Here is a 16,137-nt window from a genome sequence, read left to right on the forward strand (position 1 = left end):
CGTATCAGCGACATGATGACAGAATTCCTGGGCGATCCGCCCTTTCGCGCGGGCACGCAAATCACTCGGGTCACCGGCGCCGTCTCGCGTGGCGGACGCGGGGCGGCGGCATCCCCTGTCGCAGACTAGGCTTGATGAGCACGTCAGCCGACCATCGAGAGAGATCATGAAGACCTTCGAAGAGCTGTTCGCCGAGCTGTCAGAGAAGGCCCGGACCCGGCCCGCGGGCTCGGGCACCGTGGCCGCGCTCGACGCCGGCGTCCATGCCATCGGCAAGAAGGTCGTCGAGGAGGCCGCCGAGAGCTGGATGGCCGCCGAGCACGAGTCAGACGACAGGGCCGCCGAGGAGATCTCGCAGCTCCTCTACCACGTGCAGGTGCTCATGATCGCCAAGGGCATCGGTCTCGACCAGGTTTACAAGCATTTGTAGGGCGCCGAGCGCCCCGCCGCCGACGACCCTGGAGAAGCGAGAGAAAACCGAGGACCTGACATGCTGCGTCTGGCAGTACCCAACAAGGGCGCGCTCAGCGAGGCCGCCCAGCACATGCTTAAAGAGGCCGGATACCGGTCGCGCAGGGACAGCAAGGAGCTGGTCGTGGTCGACCAGGACAACGGCTGCGAGCTGTTCTTCCTGCGCCCCCGCGACATCGCCGTCTACGTCGGGGAGGGCACGCTCGACCTCGGCATCACCGGCCGCGACATGCTGGTCGACTCCGGCGCCCCGGTTGAGGAGATCATGCCGCTCGGCTTCGGCGGCTCCACCTTCCGCCTGGCCGCCGCCGCGGGCACGATGACGTCGGTCCAGGACCTCGACGGTCGGCGCATCGCCACCTCCTACGCGGGCCTGCTCGAGAAATACCTGTCCGACCAGGGCGTGGACGCCCGAGTGATCAAGCTGGACGGCGCCGTCGAGACCGCCATCAGGCTCGGTGTGGCCGACGCGGTGGCCGACGTCGTGGAGACCGGCACCACGCTGCGCAACGTCGGGCTGGAGGTGTTCGGCGACCCGATCATGCGGTCGGAGGCCGTGCTGATCAAGCGGGAGGGCGGGCAGGAAACGCCCGGCTCCGGCCAGCTCGTCCGCCGCCTCCAGGGCGTGGTGCACGCCCGCGACTTCGTGATGATGGATTACGACATCCGCGCCGAGCGCATCGAGGAGGCCATCGCGCTCACACCCGGCATGGAGGGTCCGACGGTTTCGCCGCTGCACCGGGAGGGCTGGGTCGCCGTCCGCGCCATGGTCCCGCGCAAGGGCCACCAGCAGATCATGGACCAGCTGTGGGACATCGGCGCCAGGGCCATCCTGGTCACCGACATCTACGCCTGCCGCCTCTGACAGCCCCCCGCCGGCTCCGGGCAGCAGGCCCATTCATCTCAGCCCCGCCACCGCCTTGACGGCCCGATCGACCTGCTCGGGTGTGGTCACGATGCTCGTGCCGAAGCGCAGCAGCGGCTCGTTGTACGGCGTGACGCTCGCGATCACCTTCTGCGCATGCAGCCGATTCACCGCCTCCAGCGGTTGCATGCCACTGATCGAGCAGCACACCAGCCCCGCCGACAGCTCCTGCGCCTCGGGCGTGGCCAGCGTGACGTGCGGCAGCTCCCGCAGGCCGCTCTTGAGCCGGGCGGCCAGCTCCTGCGTGCGCCGCTGCACGCGGTCCTTGCCGATGGCCGTCATGAACGCGAACGCCTGCGGCATCGCCCACCGGTGCTCGAACGCCTTGTAACCACCCGGCGTGACCAGCTCGGCCGTGCTCGCGCCCGGCGACCCACCGCCCTGCCAGGCGTCGAACGCGGCCTGGCTGAAACTTGGGATGATCGGCGCGACCGCGTCCCAGGCCCGGCCCCACACGATGCCGGTGCCGCGCGGGCCGAACAGCCACTTGTGCGTGCCGCTGGCCAGGAAGTCGCATCCCAGGTCCGCGACCCCGTCGGCCATCGCGCCGAACCCGTGCACGCCGTCCACACACAGCAGCGCCCGATCCTGCTCGTCGCGGCCCTTGTTGACCTCGGCCAGCATGTCGGCGACGGCCCGGACGGGCACGCGGACGCCGGTGCTCGAATGCACCCACGTGACCGCCACCACCCGCGTACGCGGGCCGAGTCCCTCCTTGATCGCCGACACCATGCGGTCGGCGGAGGCCTTCGCTGGGGCGTCGTACAGGCGGACCCTGCGGACCTTCGCGCCGGTGCGCTCGGCCAGCAGCCTCAGGCCCTCGTGCGTGGCGAGGAAGTCGTGCTCGGTGGTCAGCACGTCCTGTCCCGGGCGCAGCCGGATGCCGGAGTAGAGCAGGCCGAGGCCCATCGTGGTGCTGTCGGTCAGCGCGATGTCGCGCGGCTCGGCGCGTATGCCCAGGTAGCGGGCCGCGGCATCACGTACCGCCTGGTCGGGGGCTTGGCCGCCGGGCGGGGTGTACTCGGGGTCGGCGTCCAGGGCGTCCCGGTGCTTCACGATCGCCTCGCGGACCGGCGCCGGAGCCGGGGCCAGCACGAACGCCGCGAACTGCCCGTACGCGGGGTCCAGCGCGAACTGCGCCCGGACGGACGCCCAGTCCTGCGGATCGAAGGCACGCCCCCGCGGCGTGTTCCGGGCGGGCGCGGGAGCGGGCGTGGACGTGCACGCGGAGACCCCGGCCAGCACCCCGGTGCTGAGCAGAGCCCGTCTGTTCAGGCGCATGCCTGGTTTCTACCCGGGGCGCGGCGCCGCCGCCCGTCCCGTTATCAGTTCCTGATCGAGGCCACCTGCCGGATCAGGTCCGAGACGCGCACGATGCCCAGGCAGCGGTTCATCTCGTCGGTCACCACCAGGTCGTCGTAGACGCGGCCGGCGTCCCGGCCGGCCGCCTGCATGGCCGCGATGGCCGGCGTCGTCCGCGGGACCGTGCGCGGCGGGTCGGCCAGCCGCTGCGCCGGCTTCGATCCGTGCAGGGCGTGACCGAAGCGGGCCGCGAACGACAGCAGGAACCGGCTGCGATCGAGGCTGCCCTTGGGCCGCTGGTACTCGTCCACCAGGATCACGCTGGTGATCGTCGGCTCGTGCCCGAACGCCTCCACGGCCTCTTCGGCCTTGGCCTCGGCCGGCAGCGTCACCGCGGGAATCAGCAGCTCCTGCACGCGCGGGCCCAGCAGGACGGCGTCCGGCGTGGCATCGGTGACAGGGAGCGGCACCCGTACCTTGCCGTCGGGACCGGGCGCGAGCAGCGGGCCGTGCGCGAGGCGCACGCCCAGGCCGCGGACCACCGACACCTGCGCCTCCCGCTCGACGCCCGGCGCCATCACGTGCGCGCCGATGCCGCGCGCCAGCGTCACCACCGACCGCGCCACCGCGGTCGCCCGGTGGTCGGCGGGGATGCGCGCCACCAGATCGGGGTCCAGGGCCAGCAGGTACGGCGAGGAGTCCGTGACCTGCTCCAGCGGCGCGCCATAGGAGCCCACGTCGGCGAAGCCGAGCAGGTAGCCGATGTTGCGCAGCCCGTCGAGCCCGACCTTCAGCAGGGGCCGGTCCTGCTCGTGGCACGGTCCCGTGAGCAGGAGGATCGCCTCGCGCGGATGCCTGCCCGCTCGGCGCAGCGCCTCGTGCAGCGGCGCCAGCGCGCCGGCGCCCGACAAGACCACCCGGACGGCGAGTTCCAGCATCATGGGCAGCGGGGTCGCCCGGAGCGTGCCCGCCTGGTCGACGACAGCGGGGTGCGCGATGACCGCCCCGGTATCGAGATCCACCATGGGGCTGGTGAGCAGGGAGGACGACACAAGCAGATGATTCCGCCTGAAGCTGGAGTCACAGAAGCCCCACGAAACAGAATTAACCGACATTTATCCTGCAGTTCCCTACTGGCCCGTAGGGGAATGCCGTTCGGTTTTAGTCCGCTAGCCTTCGGTGCATGAGTGCGCGTCCGGCGAAGGGCGGTGGCCGGTGGGTCATGGTGCCGCCCGAGCGCGTGCACCCGTGGATCGACGGCTTCGCCGATCGCCACGGCCCCTTCTCCGCGACGGGCGACGACCGGGTGGTGCGGCTGAGCGCCGCCGACGGGGCCCTGGCCGAGCTGCATGTGCCTTTCCCGCCCATGATCCCGGGGCCGCCCCACGTCACCAGGCTCGTGACGCATGCCCAGGCCGAGCGGCGGGTGGGGGTCTTCCTGGTGCGGCTCGGCGGCTACGCGGCCGGCGTCTTCCACGGCTCGGTGCTGGTGGCCTCGAAGGTGGGGTCGCGGCTGGTGCAGGGGCGGACGGCGGCCGGCGGGTGGTCGCAGCAGCGCTTCGCCAGGCGGCGCCGCAACCAGGCGGACAAGGCGTTCGACGACGCGGTGGAGACGGCGGTGCGGGTGCTGTCGCCGTACCTGGGGGAGCTGGACGGGGTGGTGCTCGGCGGGGACCGGCGGGCGGTGGACGCGTTGCGCGAGGACCGGCGGCTGGCGACGCTGCTCGCCCTGGAGACCGAGCCCTTTCTGGTCGTACCCGACCCCAAGCTCGCCGTGCTGCGGGATACCCCGGCGACCTTCCGCGCGGTCCGCGTCCGCGTGGTCGACCCTGGCCCTCTGGAATGATCGCTGGATCCTTGACGATGGCCATCTAGCGATCACGGGGGGCGGCGGTTCAGCCGTACCTAGCGGCTGTGCAGCTTCCCGACGATGCGATACTCTTCGTGTTTGTGTGAACACGTAGGGAGCCCAACATGGTTATGGCATCACGCAGGAGCCCCTGCCGGCTCACCCCCGAGACCGACACCGCACGGCTACCCGCCACAGCCCGCGAGCTGTTCGACGCCCTGCCGCCTCTTCCTGGCCTCCGCACCGAAGTCATCGATGGGAGATTGATCGTGAGCCCCGTCGGCACCCCCGAGCATGCAAGAGTCGCGATGCTGCTCCACCGCGCGTTGTTTCCTCTGCTTGTTCAACACGGCTGGGACGCCTTTGCGGGCAATGTGGATGTCTGCATGGATGGACCGCGGACCCCGGTCGAGCCCGATTTCGTGCTCGCCCCGCCTGACTGCCCTCGTTGGGGCGACCGGGAATTGCTGTCCTCGGGTCTGCTGATGGTGGCCGAGGTGATCTCACCGAGCAGCGTCGAAGACGACCGAGTGAAGAAGCCTCCCATGTATGCGGCAGGCGGCGTTCCCGTCATGCTTCTGGTGGACCCGATCGCCGTACCGCCCACCGTCACCGTGCTCAGCGACGCCAAAGAAGGCGAATACCAGACCGTCACCCGCGTCGCCATGGGATCCACGGTGCACATTCCCGACCCGATCGGCTTCGACCTCGACACCGCTGTCTTCACCAAGCCCTGAGGGCGTGCGGAACGCTGAGTTCGCCCCTCATGAGGGCAGCGTCAAAAGGCGTCCTTGTGGTCAGCCAGGTAGGCGGACAATGGGCGCGGCGGACGACCGGTCAGGTCCTCGACCGTCGTCGTGGTCGTCGCCCAGCGGCCGTCGCCGGTTTCGGCCATCAGCGCGGCCAGGTCGCCGGCGTGCGGCTGCGGGATGCCCTGCCGTTCCAGGTGGGCGGCCATCTCCGGCACGGGCAGGTCCACATACCGGACCGGGCGGCCGATGGCCTCGCCGATGGCCTCGGCGATCTGCTCGTGGGACAGCGACTCCGGCCCGGTGAGCACGTGGTCGCGGTCGGGGCCGACCGGACGGGTCAGCAGCGCGGCCGCCACTTCGGCGATGTCCCTGGTGTCGATGTAGTTGACCTGCTTGGGTCCGTACGAGCCGTAGAGACGGCCGTCCCGGACGTCGCGCCGGAGGTTCTGCATGAACCCGGTCGGCTGCAGGATCGTCCACGGCAGGCCCGACTTCCTCAGGTGGGCGTCCACCTCGCCGTGCATGCCGCCGCCCAGCTTCTCGCCGGGGCTCGCCCCCCGTACGGACACCGCGACCACCTGTGCCACGCCCGCCTGCGCGGCCAGGTCGATCACGGCGCGGTGCGCGTCGACGAAGCCCGGCCAGAGCGAGCTGTTGAGGAACAGGCGGTCGCCGGGTGACAGCAGCCTGCCGATCGTCTCGGGATCGGTGAAGTCGCCCAGCGCGTAGTCGCACCCCAGGTCCTCGGCGGGGCGGCGGACGACGGCGAGCACGTCGTGCCTGCCGGAGCTGGTCAGCCGTTCGACGAGCGCGCGTCCGATGGAGCCGGTGGCGCCCGTTACCACGATCATGTCGTCCTCCTCCTAAGTGGAATCTCAAATTCCGCTTAGGCGGGACGGTACACTAACCGGAATAGAGTCGTCCACTTCGGATTCCTGGAGTCGTACGTGCGCGCGGACGCGAGGCGGAACCTGGACAAGATCGTCGAGGCGGCCGCCGAGATCGTGGCGGAACGCGGGGTCAACGCGCCCATGGAGGCCATCGCCAAGCGCGCCGGGGTCGGCGTCGGCACGCTCTACCGCCGCTTCCCCGACCGGCACGCCCTCATCGCGGCCGTCGGCGACCACTACGTCCACACTATGGCGCAGGCCCTGGACGAGGCCGCGAGGAGCAGCTCGGATGCCTGGGGCGCGATCTGGGATTTCGTCTCCTGGGTCGCCGAGCCCGGCCGCGCCGCCCTGGCCACCGCGCTGGCGGAGCTGCCGGAGGAGGCGGTCGTGGACCGGGTGGAGTTCGCACGGTCGCGCGGACGGTGGATGGAGCAGCTCGACGCTCTCGTGCGGCAGGCCCAGGCGGACGGCTCGATCCGGCCCGACGTCGGCGTTGAAGACCTCGTTCATCTCTTGAACGTCTTCACCTGTCACCCCGACAAGCTGCCCGCTCCGGTGGCGGCCGACCCGGCGAAATACCTGCATCTGATGCTCGACGGCATGAAGTCCACCGCCGCAACATCGGCCTCGTGACCGTTTTGAGGTTTTGAGACGATTCAAAAGAATCTTGAAACCCGCTATGATGACCGAATTCACAGCAGCACGGCCTCGTGAGGATCGATGGCGACCAGGAACATCAAGGAGGTCGCGCAGCTGGCGCGCGTCTCAGTGGGCACCGTGAGCAATGTGCTCAACCGCCCGGAGATCGTGTCCCCCGCCACACGCGAACGCGTCTTCGAAGCGATCAAGAAGCTCGGCTTCGTCCGCAATGAGGTGGCTCGCCACCTGCGGGTGGGCCGCAGCCGCACGGTTGGACTTGTCGTGCTCGACGTGTCCAACCCGTTCTTCGTGGACGTGGCCCAGGGCGCCGAGTCACTGGCCGACGACCACGACACGATGGTGGTGCTCTGCAACAGCGCCGGCGACCCCGGCCGCGAGCGCCGCCACCTCGACCAGCTCGAACAGCAGCGGGTGATGGGCATACTGATCACCCCGGTCGAGACGGAGACCCCGTGGCTGGAGGAGCTGATCGCCAGGGGCACGCCCGTGGTGCTGGTCGACCGCCCGGCCGCCGGGCTGCAGTGCTCGGTGGCGGTCGACGACCGGCTCGGCGGGCAGATCGCCGGCGCTCACCTCGTCGAACGCGGGCACCGGCGGATCATGTTCGTCGGCGGGCCGCCGTCCATCAAACAGGTGGCCGACCGGCACGCGGGCCTGAGCAGCGCCGTCGCCGCGGCCGACGGCGCGGTCGAGCTGCTCACCGCCACCGCCCCCTCGCTGACCGTCGCCGAGGGGCGGGCCATCGGGGAGCGCGTGGCGGCCCTGCCACCAGGTAAACGGCCCACCGCCGTCTTCTGCGCCAACGACATGATGGCGCTCGGCTTCTTACAGGCGATGGCCACCCGCGGGCTGCGCGTGCCCGAGGACCTGGCCATCATCGGATACGACGACATCGACTTCGCCGCGGCGGCCGCGGTGCCGCTGTCCTCGGTGCGGCAACCGCGCGAGCTGCTCGGACGCACGGCCATCGACCTGCTCCTCGAGGAGGTCGCCGAGCCCGAGCAACATCGCCATAGACAGGTCATCTTCCAGCCCGACCTGGTGGTACGGGAGTCCAGCGCCATGCGTCGCGACGACTGACGCTCCACCGCTTCCTTGCCACCGACTCCGGGCCATGCCAGTGACAGGGCGAGGCCCCTGTCGGCGTGCCCACCGGAAGGAACCCCCTTGCCCGAGATCATTTATCACAACCCCCTCGCCACCCCCGATGACCTGGAAGGTTTCCGCATGGAGGGGGACGGCGCCGTCTCCTTCCCGCAGGGCCGCCTGCGCCTGGAGAGCCGAAGACCCGCCTCCGACGGCCAGGCGGCCAACCTGGTGCTGTGGTGTCCCGAGGAGTTCCCCGCCGACATCAGCGTCGAGTGGGACTTCTGGCCGGTCAGGGAGCCGGGCCTGGCCATCATGTTCTTCCATGCCCGGGGCAGGAACGGCGAGGACCTGTTCGACCCCGGCCTGGCCGAGCGCGCCGGCCCGTACGACCAGTACCACCACGGCGACATCGACGCCTACCACGTCTCCTATTTCCGCCGCATGTGGGCCTCCGAACGTGCCCTGCACACCTGCAACCTGCGCAAAAGCCACGGCTTCCACCTGGTCGCGCAGGGCCCGGACCCGCTCCCGGCGGTGCTCGACGCCGAGGGCCCCTACGCCGTCCGCCTCGACGTCAAGGGGTCGGAGATCACCTTCTCAATCAACGATTTGGTCTCGTTCCGCTGGGCGGACGACGGCTCGATCGGCGGGTCCGCCCTGGCAGGAGGCAAGGTCGGGTTTCGTCAGATGGCTCCGCTGATCGGAGAGTACGGAAATCTCCGCGTCTGGGCTCATTGACTTTGAGTCGATTCAACACTAATTTCGCACCAACCCGCCGTTCACTCGCCTGTAACGGGGCAGGAACTGCGGGGCAACAACCCACCCCCGATCCGTGCAGATGCCACGAAAGGTGGTATGCCGGATGAACCATCCCGCACTGTCGATCAGAATCCAAGCTGCCTGTTCAGAGCTGATCTGGGCGGTCCAGCTGAACCTGATGTGGATCGTCTTCACCCTCGCGGGAGGCGTGATCCTCGGGCTCGGGCCCGCCACCGTAGCCGCCTACACCCTGGCTCGGAGGCATGCTCGTAATGAATCGTTTCAGGCTTGGCGTGAATTCTGGACCGTCTACCGACGGGAGTTCGTCCGGGCCTCGTTGCTGGTCCTGCCGGTGGCGCTGCTCGCCACCGTCCTGATCGGCAACTACCTGTACTTTGCCGTGCAAGGTACGGAATCGGGCGGGCTGCGGATTGCGACGTTCGTCGCACTGCTCGCCCTGGCCGCGGTCGGCACGTACATCGGACCGTTGTACGTGCACTACGAGCTGCCGCTCTGGGGTTACATCCCCAAGGCGTCACTCCTGGCAATGACCCGGCCGGCCTCCACCGTGCTGTTGCTGTTCGCGCTTTGGGCGATCGCCTACGTGACCGCGACGCTGCCCGTCCTCGCGCTGATCATCAGCGTCGGCGCGTGGATCTATCTCAACACCTGGCTCTGCCTGCGCTTCTTCCAGGAGAACGAGGCGCGCCTGCATTCGAAAGGGAACCTATGAGCGCATCTCGTAGTCGGCTCATGGCTGGTGCGTTAACGCTAGCGACCGCCCTGCTGGCAACCGCCTGCTCCGGCACCGGTGGTGGCGGAGAGTCGAGCCAGGCCGACGCCAACACCATCACCTTCATGACCAAGCTGTTCGGCACGGCCCCGAACCCGCAGGGCGAGCTGCACCAGGCGATCGAGAAGTTCCTCGGCAAGAAGATCCAGGTCACCTGGGTGCCGAACGCGGACTACCAGGAGAAGGTCAACGTCACGCTGGCCTCCGCCAACATCCCCGACGTCATGGTGGTCAACCCGAAGTCGCCGGCCTTCGGCAAGGCGGCGGCGGCCGGGGCGTTCTGGGACCTCACCGACAAGATCAAGAAGTACCCCAACCTGGTCGGTGACGAGCAGGTCCTGCTCAACTCCTCGATCAACGGCAAGATCTACGGCCCGTACCGGACCAGGCCGCTGCTCCGCTCCGCGGTCATGATCCGCGCCGACTGGCTGAAGAAGGTCGGCCTGGAGGCGCCCAAGACCACGGACGACCTCTACAAGATCGCCGAAGCGTTCACCAAGAAGGACCCGGACGGCAACGGCAAGGACGACACCTACGGCCTGATCATTCCCAAGTGGCCGGGCGTCGAGTTCGCGGCCTCCAACCCATTCAACGTGATCGACGTCTGGTTCGGCGCCCCGAACAACTGGGGCGAGCGCGACGGCAAGCTCGTGCCCGAGTTCGACACGCCCGAGTTCTTCGAGGCCAACCGCTTCACGAAGAAGATGATCGACGAGGGCCTCGTCAACCCGGACTGGAACACGCTCGACACCGCCAAGTGGAACGACCCGTTCGTCCAGAACAAGGGCGGCATCATCATCGACGTGGACGTCCGCACCACCCAGCTGCTCGACCTGCTCAAGGAGCAGGACCCGCAGACCTACGGCGACAAGGTCCTCACCGTCGGCAACCTCTCCCGTCCTGACGGCAAGAAGTTCTCCCTGCCGTTCAGCGGCTACAACGACATCCTGGCCGTCTCCAAGCAGCGGGTGAAGACCGAGGCTCAGCTCGACGAGCTGCTGAAGACCCTCGACAAGCTGGCAAGCAAGGAAGGCCAGGTCCTGCTCAGCAACGGCATCGAGGGACGCAACTTCAAGGTCGAGAACGGCGAAGCCGTCCTGATCAACCAGGAAGACCCCAAGGTCAAGCAGCTCCAGGACGACGTCGACAAGGCCTTCATCCAGCTCGGCACCCAGGCCAGCACCGGCACCACCGGTATCGCCTACCCGCGGGTTCCCCCGGAGGCGCCATACCGGAAGGACCTGGCCGAGCGCAAGGAGCGCGTGGCCGAGGACCTGAAGACGGCCGTGTTCGACCCGAGCCTGCCGGTGGTCCCGCCGACCCTGGTGGCCAAGGGCGCGACGCTCAACCCGATCGTCACCGACGCGCGGATCAAGTACCTCGCCGGCCAGCTCACCGAGGAGCAGCTGAAGGCCGAGATCAAGCGCTGGTACGACAGCGGCGGCACGCAGATCGCCCAGGAGATCAACGACCTGGTCTCCAAGCTCGGCCAGTGATGTGACCCGGGAGGGGCCCTCAACGGGCCCCTCCCTTAGAAAGGAGGCCGAGTGGCCACCGACCTGGCGCCGCCACCGGTCAAGGCGGCCAAGGTAGCCGGGCACAAGCCCGACAGAGCCCGCACGCTGTGGCGCTACCGATGGCTGTACCTGCTGCTCATCCCCGGGCTGGCGTACTTCTTCGTCTTCAAGTACGTCCCGATGCGCGGCCTGCAGATCGCCTTCCAGGACTTCGTGCCGTTCCTGGGCTACAACGGCAGCGAATGGGTGGGCTTCAAGCACTTCGTGGACCTGTTCACCGGGCCCGACTTCAACCGCTTGATGTACAACACGCTGTACCTGGCGTTCCTGAACGTCATCTTCGTCTTCCCGGCGCCGATCATCGTGGCGCTGATGCTGAACGAGCTGCGGATCAACATACTCAAGCGCTCGGTGCAGTCGCTGATCTACATCCCGCACTTCCTGTCCTGGACGATCGTCGCGTCGCTGACGTACATCCTGTTCTCCGTCGACTACGGCGTCCTCGCTGGCTGGGTCCACGAGTTCCTGGGCGGGCAGAAGATCGACTACGTCGCGCAGCCCGATTGGTTCCGGCCGATCATCATCCTGCAGACGCTCTGGAAGACCACCGGGTGGACCACGATCATCTATCTGGCGGCCCTGGCCGGGGTGAACGCGGAGCTGTACGAGGCGGCCAGGATGGACGGCGCGGGACGCTGGCGGCAGCTGTGGCACGTCACGCTCCCGGCGATCCGCCCGACGATCGTCGTCATGGCCATTCTCATGTCCGGCAACCTGCTCGACATGAGCTTCGAGCAGATCTGGCTCATGACCAACAACCTGAACCGCGGTACCGCCGACGTCTTCGACACCTTCGTCTACTACGTCGGCATCAACCAGGGCGCGTTCAGCTACGCGACCGCCGTCGGCCTGTTCAAGGGCGTTGTGGGAGTCCTGTTGATCTTCGGTTCCAACTGGCTGGCCAAGCGCCTCGGCCAGCGTGGCTTGTTCTAGGAGCGCTCATGACTGTGAACCAATACCGCTCTGTGGGCAGCCGCGTCTTCGACGCGATCAACATCGCCGTCCTCGTCGGGCTGGGGATGATCACCCTCCTGCCGCTGCTGTACGTCCTGGCCGGATCGTTCGCCTCCGAGTCGGAGATCTCCTCGCGGACGTTCTTCCTGTGGCCGGAGAAGTTCGTCACCAGCACCTACGAGTACATCTTCGCCACCGACGTGTTCATCAGGGCGCTGCTCACGACCATCGGGGTGACGATCGTCGGCACGGTCATCCAGGTCGCGCTCACGCTCACCATGGCCTATCCGCTGGCCAAGCGGTACCTGCCGGGCCGTACCCTGGTGCTCAATCTGGTGATCTTCACGGTGGTGTTCAGCGGCGGCATCATCCCCACCTACCTCGTCGTCCGCGACCTGGGGATGCTCAACAGCTACTGGGCGCTGATCCTGCCGCTCGCGATCAACCCCTTCTACCTGATCATCGTCAAGAGCTTCTTCCAGGAGCTGCCCGAAGCGCTGGAGGAGGCGGCGCGCATCGACGGCGCCACCGAGATGGGCGTCTTCTTCAAGATCGTGCTGCCGCTGTCCAAGCCGATCATCGCGACGTTCTCGCTGTTCTACGCCGTGGGCATCTGGAACGACTACATGTCGCCGCTGCTCTACATTGACGACTCCAGTAGATGGACGCTGCAGGTGCTGGTCCGCCAGCTCACCGGCGCGGACGCGCAGAACGCGCTGTCGGCCATGGAGACCGTGTTCTTCCCCACCCAGGGGCTGAAGTTCGCCGTCGTGGTCATCGCCACGCTGCCGATCCTGTGCTTCTACCCGTTCTTGCAGAAGCACTTCGTCAAGGGCGTGCTGATCGGGTCGGTCAAGGAATGACGCACACGGTCCTGCTGGCCGGCGACTCGACGGTCGCCTCGTGCCCGGCGTTCGAGGCTCCGATGTCGGGGTGGGGTGCGCAGCTCGGCGCGTACGTGGGCCGCCCGGTGCGTAACTTCGCCAAGGGCGGCGCCACCACGGCCAGCCACCGCGCCGAAGGGCTGTGGGCGGCGCTGCTGCGCGAGGTCGTGCTCGGTGACCTGGTGGTGATCCAGTTCGGGCACAACGACCAGAAAGACCCCGACCTCCCGTACCAGGACAACCTGCGCGCCTTCGTGAAGGAGACGCGCGGGGCCGGTGCACGGCCCGTCCTGTGCACGCCGGTGCAGCGGCGCCGCTGGGAGGGCGACCGGCTGGTCCCCACGCACGGCGGCTACCCCGACCAGGTCCGCGCGCTGGCCGCCGCCGAGGACGTGCCGCTGATCGACCTGACCGCCGCCACCACCGAGCTGTACGAGCGGCTCGGCCCGGAGGGGTCCACGACCCTGTTCACGCACTTCCCGCCCGGCGTGCACCCGCTCTATCCGGACGGGATCGCCGATGACACCCACTTCTGCTTCCGCGGCGCCGACGAAGTGGCGAGGATCGTCGCGGAGCGGCTGAAGGAGTTCGCATGACAGCACTGCGCTGGCTGGACCGACCGGGGGAGCAGGGGGTGACCTGGGGAGTCCCGTGGCCGCGCGGGGCGGTCGAGCGGGACGCTCCGTTCGCGCTGGCCGACGCGGACGGCCGCGAGGTGCCTGTGCAGAGCTGGGTGACCGCCACGTGGCCGGACGGCTCGGTCAAGTGGTCGGCCCACGCCATCGGCGCCCAGCCCGGCGCCGCGGAGTATGAGCTGGAGCCGGGCCGCGAGCCCGCCACGCCCCCCACGCCTGTCACCGTCACCCGCGAGGACGGCGTGCTGACCGTGGGCACGGGCGTGGTGACCTGGACGATCGAGGAGAGTGGCGGCACGCTGGCCCTGGCGATCTCGCGCGGGAGCCGCGAGATCGCCAGGGACGTCCGCCTCGTCAGCCTCCGCCAGCACGAGCCCACCCCCGACGAAGGCGGCCCGGTGGCCCGCGAGCAGGCCACGGGCGTGGTCGAGCGGGTCACGGTGGAGCAGGACGGTCCCGTGCGGGCCGTGGTGCGCCTGGAGGGCCGGCACGGCGACTGGCTGCCGTTCACCGTGCGCCTGTACTTCTACGCCGGCGCCGAGGACGTGCGGATCATGCACACGTTCGTCTGGGACGGCGACCCTGAGCGGGACTTCCTGGCCGGGCTCGGCCTGCGCGCCGACGTCGTCATGCGCGACGAGCTCCACGACCGGCACGTCCGGCTCGCCGGGACCGGGGGTTTCCTCACCGAGGCCGTGCGCGGCCTGACCGGCCTGCGCCTCGACCCCGGCGAGTCCGTACGCAGGGCGCAGGTCGCCGGCTTGCCGTGCGGTGAGATCGACCCGGAGGTCGGCAACCGCTTGCACCTCATCCCGGCCTGGAACGACTACACGCTCGACCAGGGCTCCGCCGATGGCTTCACCCTCCGCAAGCGCACCGCCGAAGGGCATGCGTGGGTGACGATCCCGTCGGGTACCCGGTCGGGCGGCTATGGCTACGTGGGCGGCGTCGGCGGCGGGCTCGGCTTTGGGCTGCGCGACTTCTGGCGCCTGCACCCCACCCGCCTCGACATCAGGAACGCGGCCACCGAGGTCGCCACCGCGACCGTCTGGTTGTGGTCGCCGTCGGCGCCCGCGATGGACCTGCGCTTCTACCACGACGGCATGGGCCAGGACACCTTCGCCGAGCAGCTGGAGGGCCTGGAGATCACGTACGAGGACTACGAGCCGGGCTTCGGCGACGCCCACGGCGTGGCGCGTACCCATGAGCTGACCCTGCGCGCCCTCGACGCCACGCCCTCCTCGGCCGACCTCGCCGCCTACGCGGCCGCCATGAACGAGCCCAGCCTGCTGGCCGCCTCCCCGGAGCGCGTCCGGGAGGCCGGTGTGTTCGGGATCTGGGAGCTGCCCGACCGCTCCACGCCCGCGCACGCGCGGATCGAGGACCGCCTGGACTTCCTGTTCGACCTGTACGTCCGGGAGCGCGAGCAGCGACGCTGGTACGGGTTCTGGGACTACGGCGACGTCATGCACACCTACGACCCGGACCGCCACACCTGGCGCTACGACGTGGGCGGCTACGCCTGGGACAACTCCGAGCTCTCACCCGACCTGTGGTTGTGGCTGCAGTACCTGCGCACCGGCCGGGCCGACGTCTTCCGCTTCGCCGAGTCCATGACCCGGCACACCGGCGAGGTCGACGTCTACCACCTGGGCCGCTGGAAGGGCCTGGGCAGCCGGCACAACGTTCAGCACTGGGGCTGCAGCTGCAAGCAGCTGCGCATCTCCAACGCCGCCTACCGGCGCTTCTACTACTACCTGACCGCCGACGAGCGCACCGGCGACCTGATGGACGAGCTGAGCACGCCGGAGGAGACGTTCGTGGTGATCGATCCCACGCGCAAGGTGCGTGAGGACGTCTACACCCCGGACCCGTCGGCGCTGTCGGTCGGGCTCGGCACCGACTGGGGCTCGCTTGCCGCGGCCTGGCTCACCCGCTGGGAACGGCACGGCGACGAGCGGGCCAGAGACCGGTTGCTGGGCACCATGGCGGACATCGGCGCGCTGCCGCAGGGCTTCCTCACCGGCGAGGCCCGGCTGAGCCTGGAGACCGGGCGCTTCGACACCGCGACTGACAAGATCTTCGTCTCGCACCTGTCGTCGTTGTTCGGGCTGCCGGAGATCTGCGCCGAGCTTATCGCGCTCGATCTGGGCATCCCCGGGTTCGAGCGGGCCTGGCTGGACTACTGCCGCCTCTACCTCGCCCCGCCTGAGCAGCAGAAGGCCGAGGTGGGGCGGCGGCTGAGGGGCATCTCGCTGATCCAGGCGCACAGCAGGCTCAGCGCGTACGCGGCCGCCCGCACTGGCGACGCCGGCCTGGCCGCGTGGGCGTGGCGGAAGTTCACCTTCGACGAGGGCGACCAGCTCAACAAGAACCCGTTGCAGCGGCAGGAGAACTGGGAGTTGACGCTGGTGGACGGCCCCGAGGTGCTGTCCCCGTTGCGGGAGGCGCCGTTCGTCAGCACCAACGGGGCCGCGCAGTACGGCCTGGCCGCGATTCACAACCTCGCCCTGATCGGCAAGCACCTGGCGGAACGTTAATCGGAGGTATGGCTCCGTGCGGGGCCATACACTGATCCCTATGCACACTCCCGATTG

At 68.9% G+C, this 16,137-nt stretch carries 16 protein-coding genes; 13 read left to right on the forward strand and 3 right to left on the reverse strand.

The genetic code is table 11. The annotated features are described in order from the left end of the window. The first annotated feature begins 166 nt into the window (after window positions 1–166). Window positions 167–430 (forward strand): phosphoribosyl-ATP diphosphatase, encoded by a 264-nt coding sequence (locus OHA25_RS33200; RefSeq protein WP_020547470.1) that lies wholly within the window; start codon window positions 167–169, stop codon window positions 428–430. Between the two features lie 60 nt (window positions 431–490). Further along, window positions 491–1,336, forward strand: coding sequence for an ATP phosphoribosyltransferase (gene hisG, locus OHA25_RS33205; protein WP_327580864.1), 846 nt, complete (start codon window positions 491–493; stop codon window positions 1,334–1,336). 33 nt (window positions 1,337–1,369) lie between these two features. On the opposite strand, the gene OHA25_RS33210 is transcribed toward hisG, so the two are convergent. Both OHA25_RS33210 and OHA25_RS33215 read right to left on the reverse strand, forming a co-directional pair. After that, complete coding sequence (locus OHA25_RS33210; protein ID WP_327580865.1) at window positions 1,370–2,677, reverse strand: aminotransferase class V-fold PLP-dependent enzyme; 1,308 nt, start codon at window positions 2,675–2,677, stop codon at window positions 1,370–1,372. 44 nt (window positions 2,678–2,721) lie between these two features. Further along, entirely contained in the window at window positions 2,722–3,750 is a 1,029-nt protein-coding gene (locus OHA25_RS33215; RefSeq protein WP_327580866.1) for an EAL domain-containing protein, read from the reverse strand. Between the two features lie 131 nt (window positions 3,751–3,881). Between OHA25_RS33215 and OHA25_RS33220 the strand changes: the two genes are divergently transcribed. Both OHA25_RS33220 and OHA25_RS33225 read left to right on the forward strand, forming a co-directional pair. Continuing rightward, complete coding sequence (locus OHA25_RS33220; protein ID WP_327580867.1) at window positions 3,882–4,544, forward strand: acVLRF1 family peptidyl-tRNA hydrolase; 663 nt, start codon at window positions 3,882–3,884, stop codon at window positions 4,542–4,544. A 134-nt stretch (window positions 4,545–4,678) separates the two neighbouring features. Then, on the forward strand, window positions 4,679–5,284 hold the full coding sequence (locus OHA25_RS33225; RefSeq protein WP_327591076.1) for a Uma2 family endonuclease: 606 nt from the start codon (window positions 4,679–4,681) through the stop codon (window positions 5,282–5,284). Between the two features lie 41 nt (window positions 5,285–5,325). On the opposite strand, the gene OHA25_RS33230 is transcribed toward OHA25_RS33225, so the two are convergent. Further along, a complete protein-coding gene (locus OHA25_RS33230) occupies window positions 5,326–6,150 on the reverse strand; it encodes an NAD(P)H-binding protein (RefSeq protein WP_327580868.1) in 825 nt (274 codons plus the stop codon). Window positions 6,151–6,246: 96 nt separating this feature from the next. Here OHA25_RS33230 and OHA25_RS33235 point away from each other — a divergent pair, with 96 nt between their 5' ends. The 9 genes from OHA25_RS33235 (at window position 6,247) to OHA25_RS33275 (ending at window position 16,080) form a co-directional block, all read left to right on the forward strand. Next, complete coding sequence (locus OHA25_RS33235) at window positions 6,247–6,822, forward strand: TetR/AcrR family transcriptional regulator (protein WP_327580869.1); 576 nt, start codon at window positions 6,247–6,249, stop codon at window positions 6,820–6,822. A gap of 87 nt (window positions 6,823–6,909) precedes the next feature. After that, window positions 6,910–7,929, forward strand: coding sequence for a LacI family DNA-binding transcriptional regulator (locus tag OHA25_RS33240; protein WP_327580870.1), 1,020 nt, complete (start codon window positions 6,910–6,912; stop codon window positions 7,927–7,929). Window positions 7,930–8,016: 87 nt separating this feature from the next. Beyond that, a complete protein-coding gene (locus OHA25_RS33245; protein ID WP_327580871.1) occupies window positions 8,017–8,676 on the forward strand; it encodes a DUF1961 family protein in 660 nt (219 codons plus the stop codon). A gap of 124 nt (window positions 8,677–8,800) precedes the next feature. Continuing rightward, window positions 8,801–9,430 carry a YesL family protein gene (locus tag OHA25_RS33250; RefSeq protein WP_327580872.1) on the forward strand — a complete coding sequence of 210 codons (630 nt, stop codon included), beginning with the start codon at window positions 8,801–8,803 and terminating at the stop codon, window positions 9,428–9,430. Between the two features lie 20 nt (window positions 9,431–9,450). Beyond that, entirely contained in the window at window positions 9,451–10,986 is a 1,536-nt protein-coding gene (locus OHA25_RS33255) for an extracellular solute-binding protein (protein ID WP_327580873.1), read from the forward strand. 51 nt (window positions 10,987–11,037) lie between these two features. Next, on the forward strand, window positions 11,038–12,000 hold the full coding sequence (locus OHA25_RS33260) for an ABC transporter permease (RefSeq protein ID WP_305921337.1): 963 nt from the start codon (window positions 11,038–11,040) through the stop codon (window positions 11,998–12,000). Between the two features lie 8 nt (window positions 12,001–12,008). Then, window positions 12,009–12,884, forward strand: coding sequence for a carbohydrate ABC transporter permease (locus tag OHA25_RS33265; protein ID WP_327580874.1), 876 nt, complete (start codon window positions 12,009–12,011; stop codon window positions 12,882–12,884). Then, window positions 12,881–13,501, forward strand: a complete 621-nt coding sequence (locus OHA25_RS33270) for a rhamnogalacturonan acetylesterase (protein WP_327580875.1) — start codon at window positions 12,881–12,883, stop codon at window positions 13,499–13,501. The genes OHA25_RS33265 and OHA25_RS33270 overlap by 4 nt, the downstream gene beginning before the upstream one ends. Continuing rightward, on the forward strand, window positions 13,498–16,080 hold the full coding sequence (locus OHA25_RS33275; RefSeq protein WP_327580876.1) for an exo-rhamnogalacturonan lyase family protein: 2,583 nt from the start codon (window positions 13,498–13,500) through the stop codon (window positions 16,078–16,080). The genes OHA25_RS33270 and OHA25_RS33275 overlap by 4 nt, the downstream gene beginning before the upstream one ends. Window positions 16,081–16,137 lie beyond the last annotated feature (57 nt).

Origin of the sequence: Nonomuraea sp. NBC_00507 (assembly GCF_036013525.1) — a bacterium.
Classification (GTDB): domain Bacteria; phylum Actinomycetota; class Actinomycetes; order Streptosporangiales; family Streptosporangiaceae; genus Nonomuraea.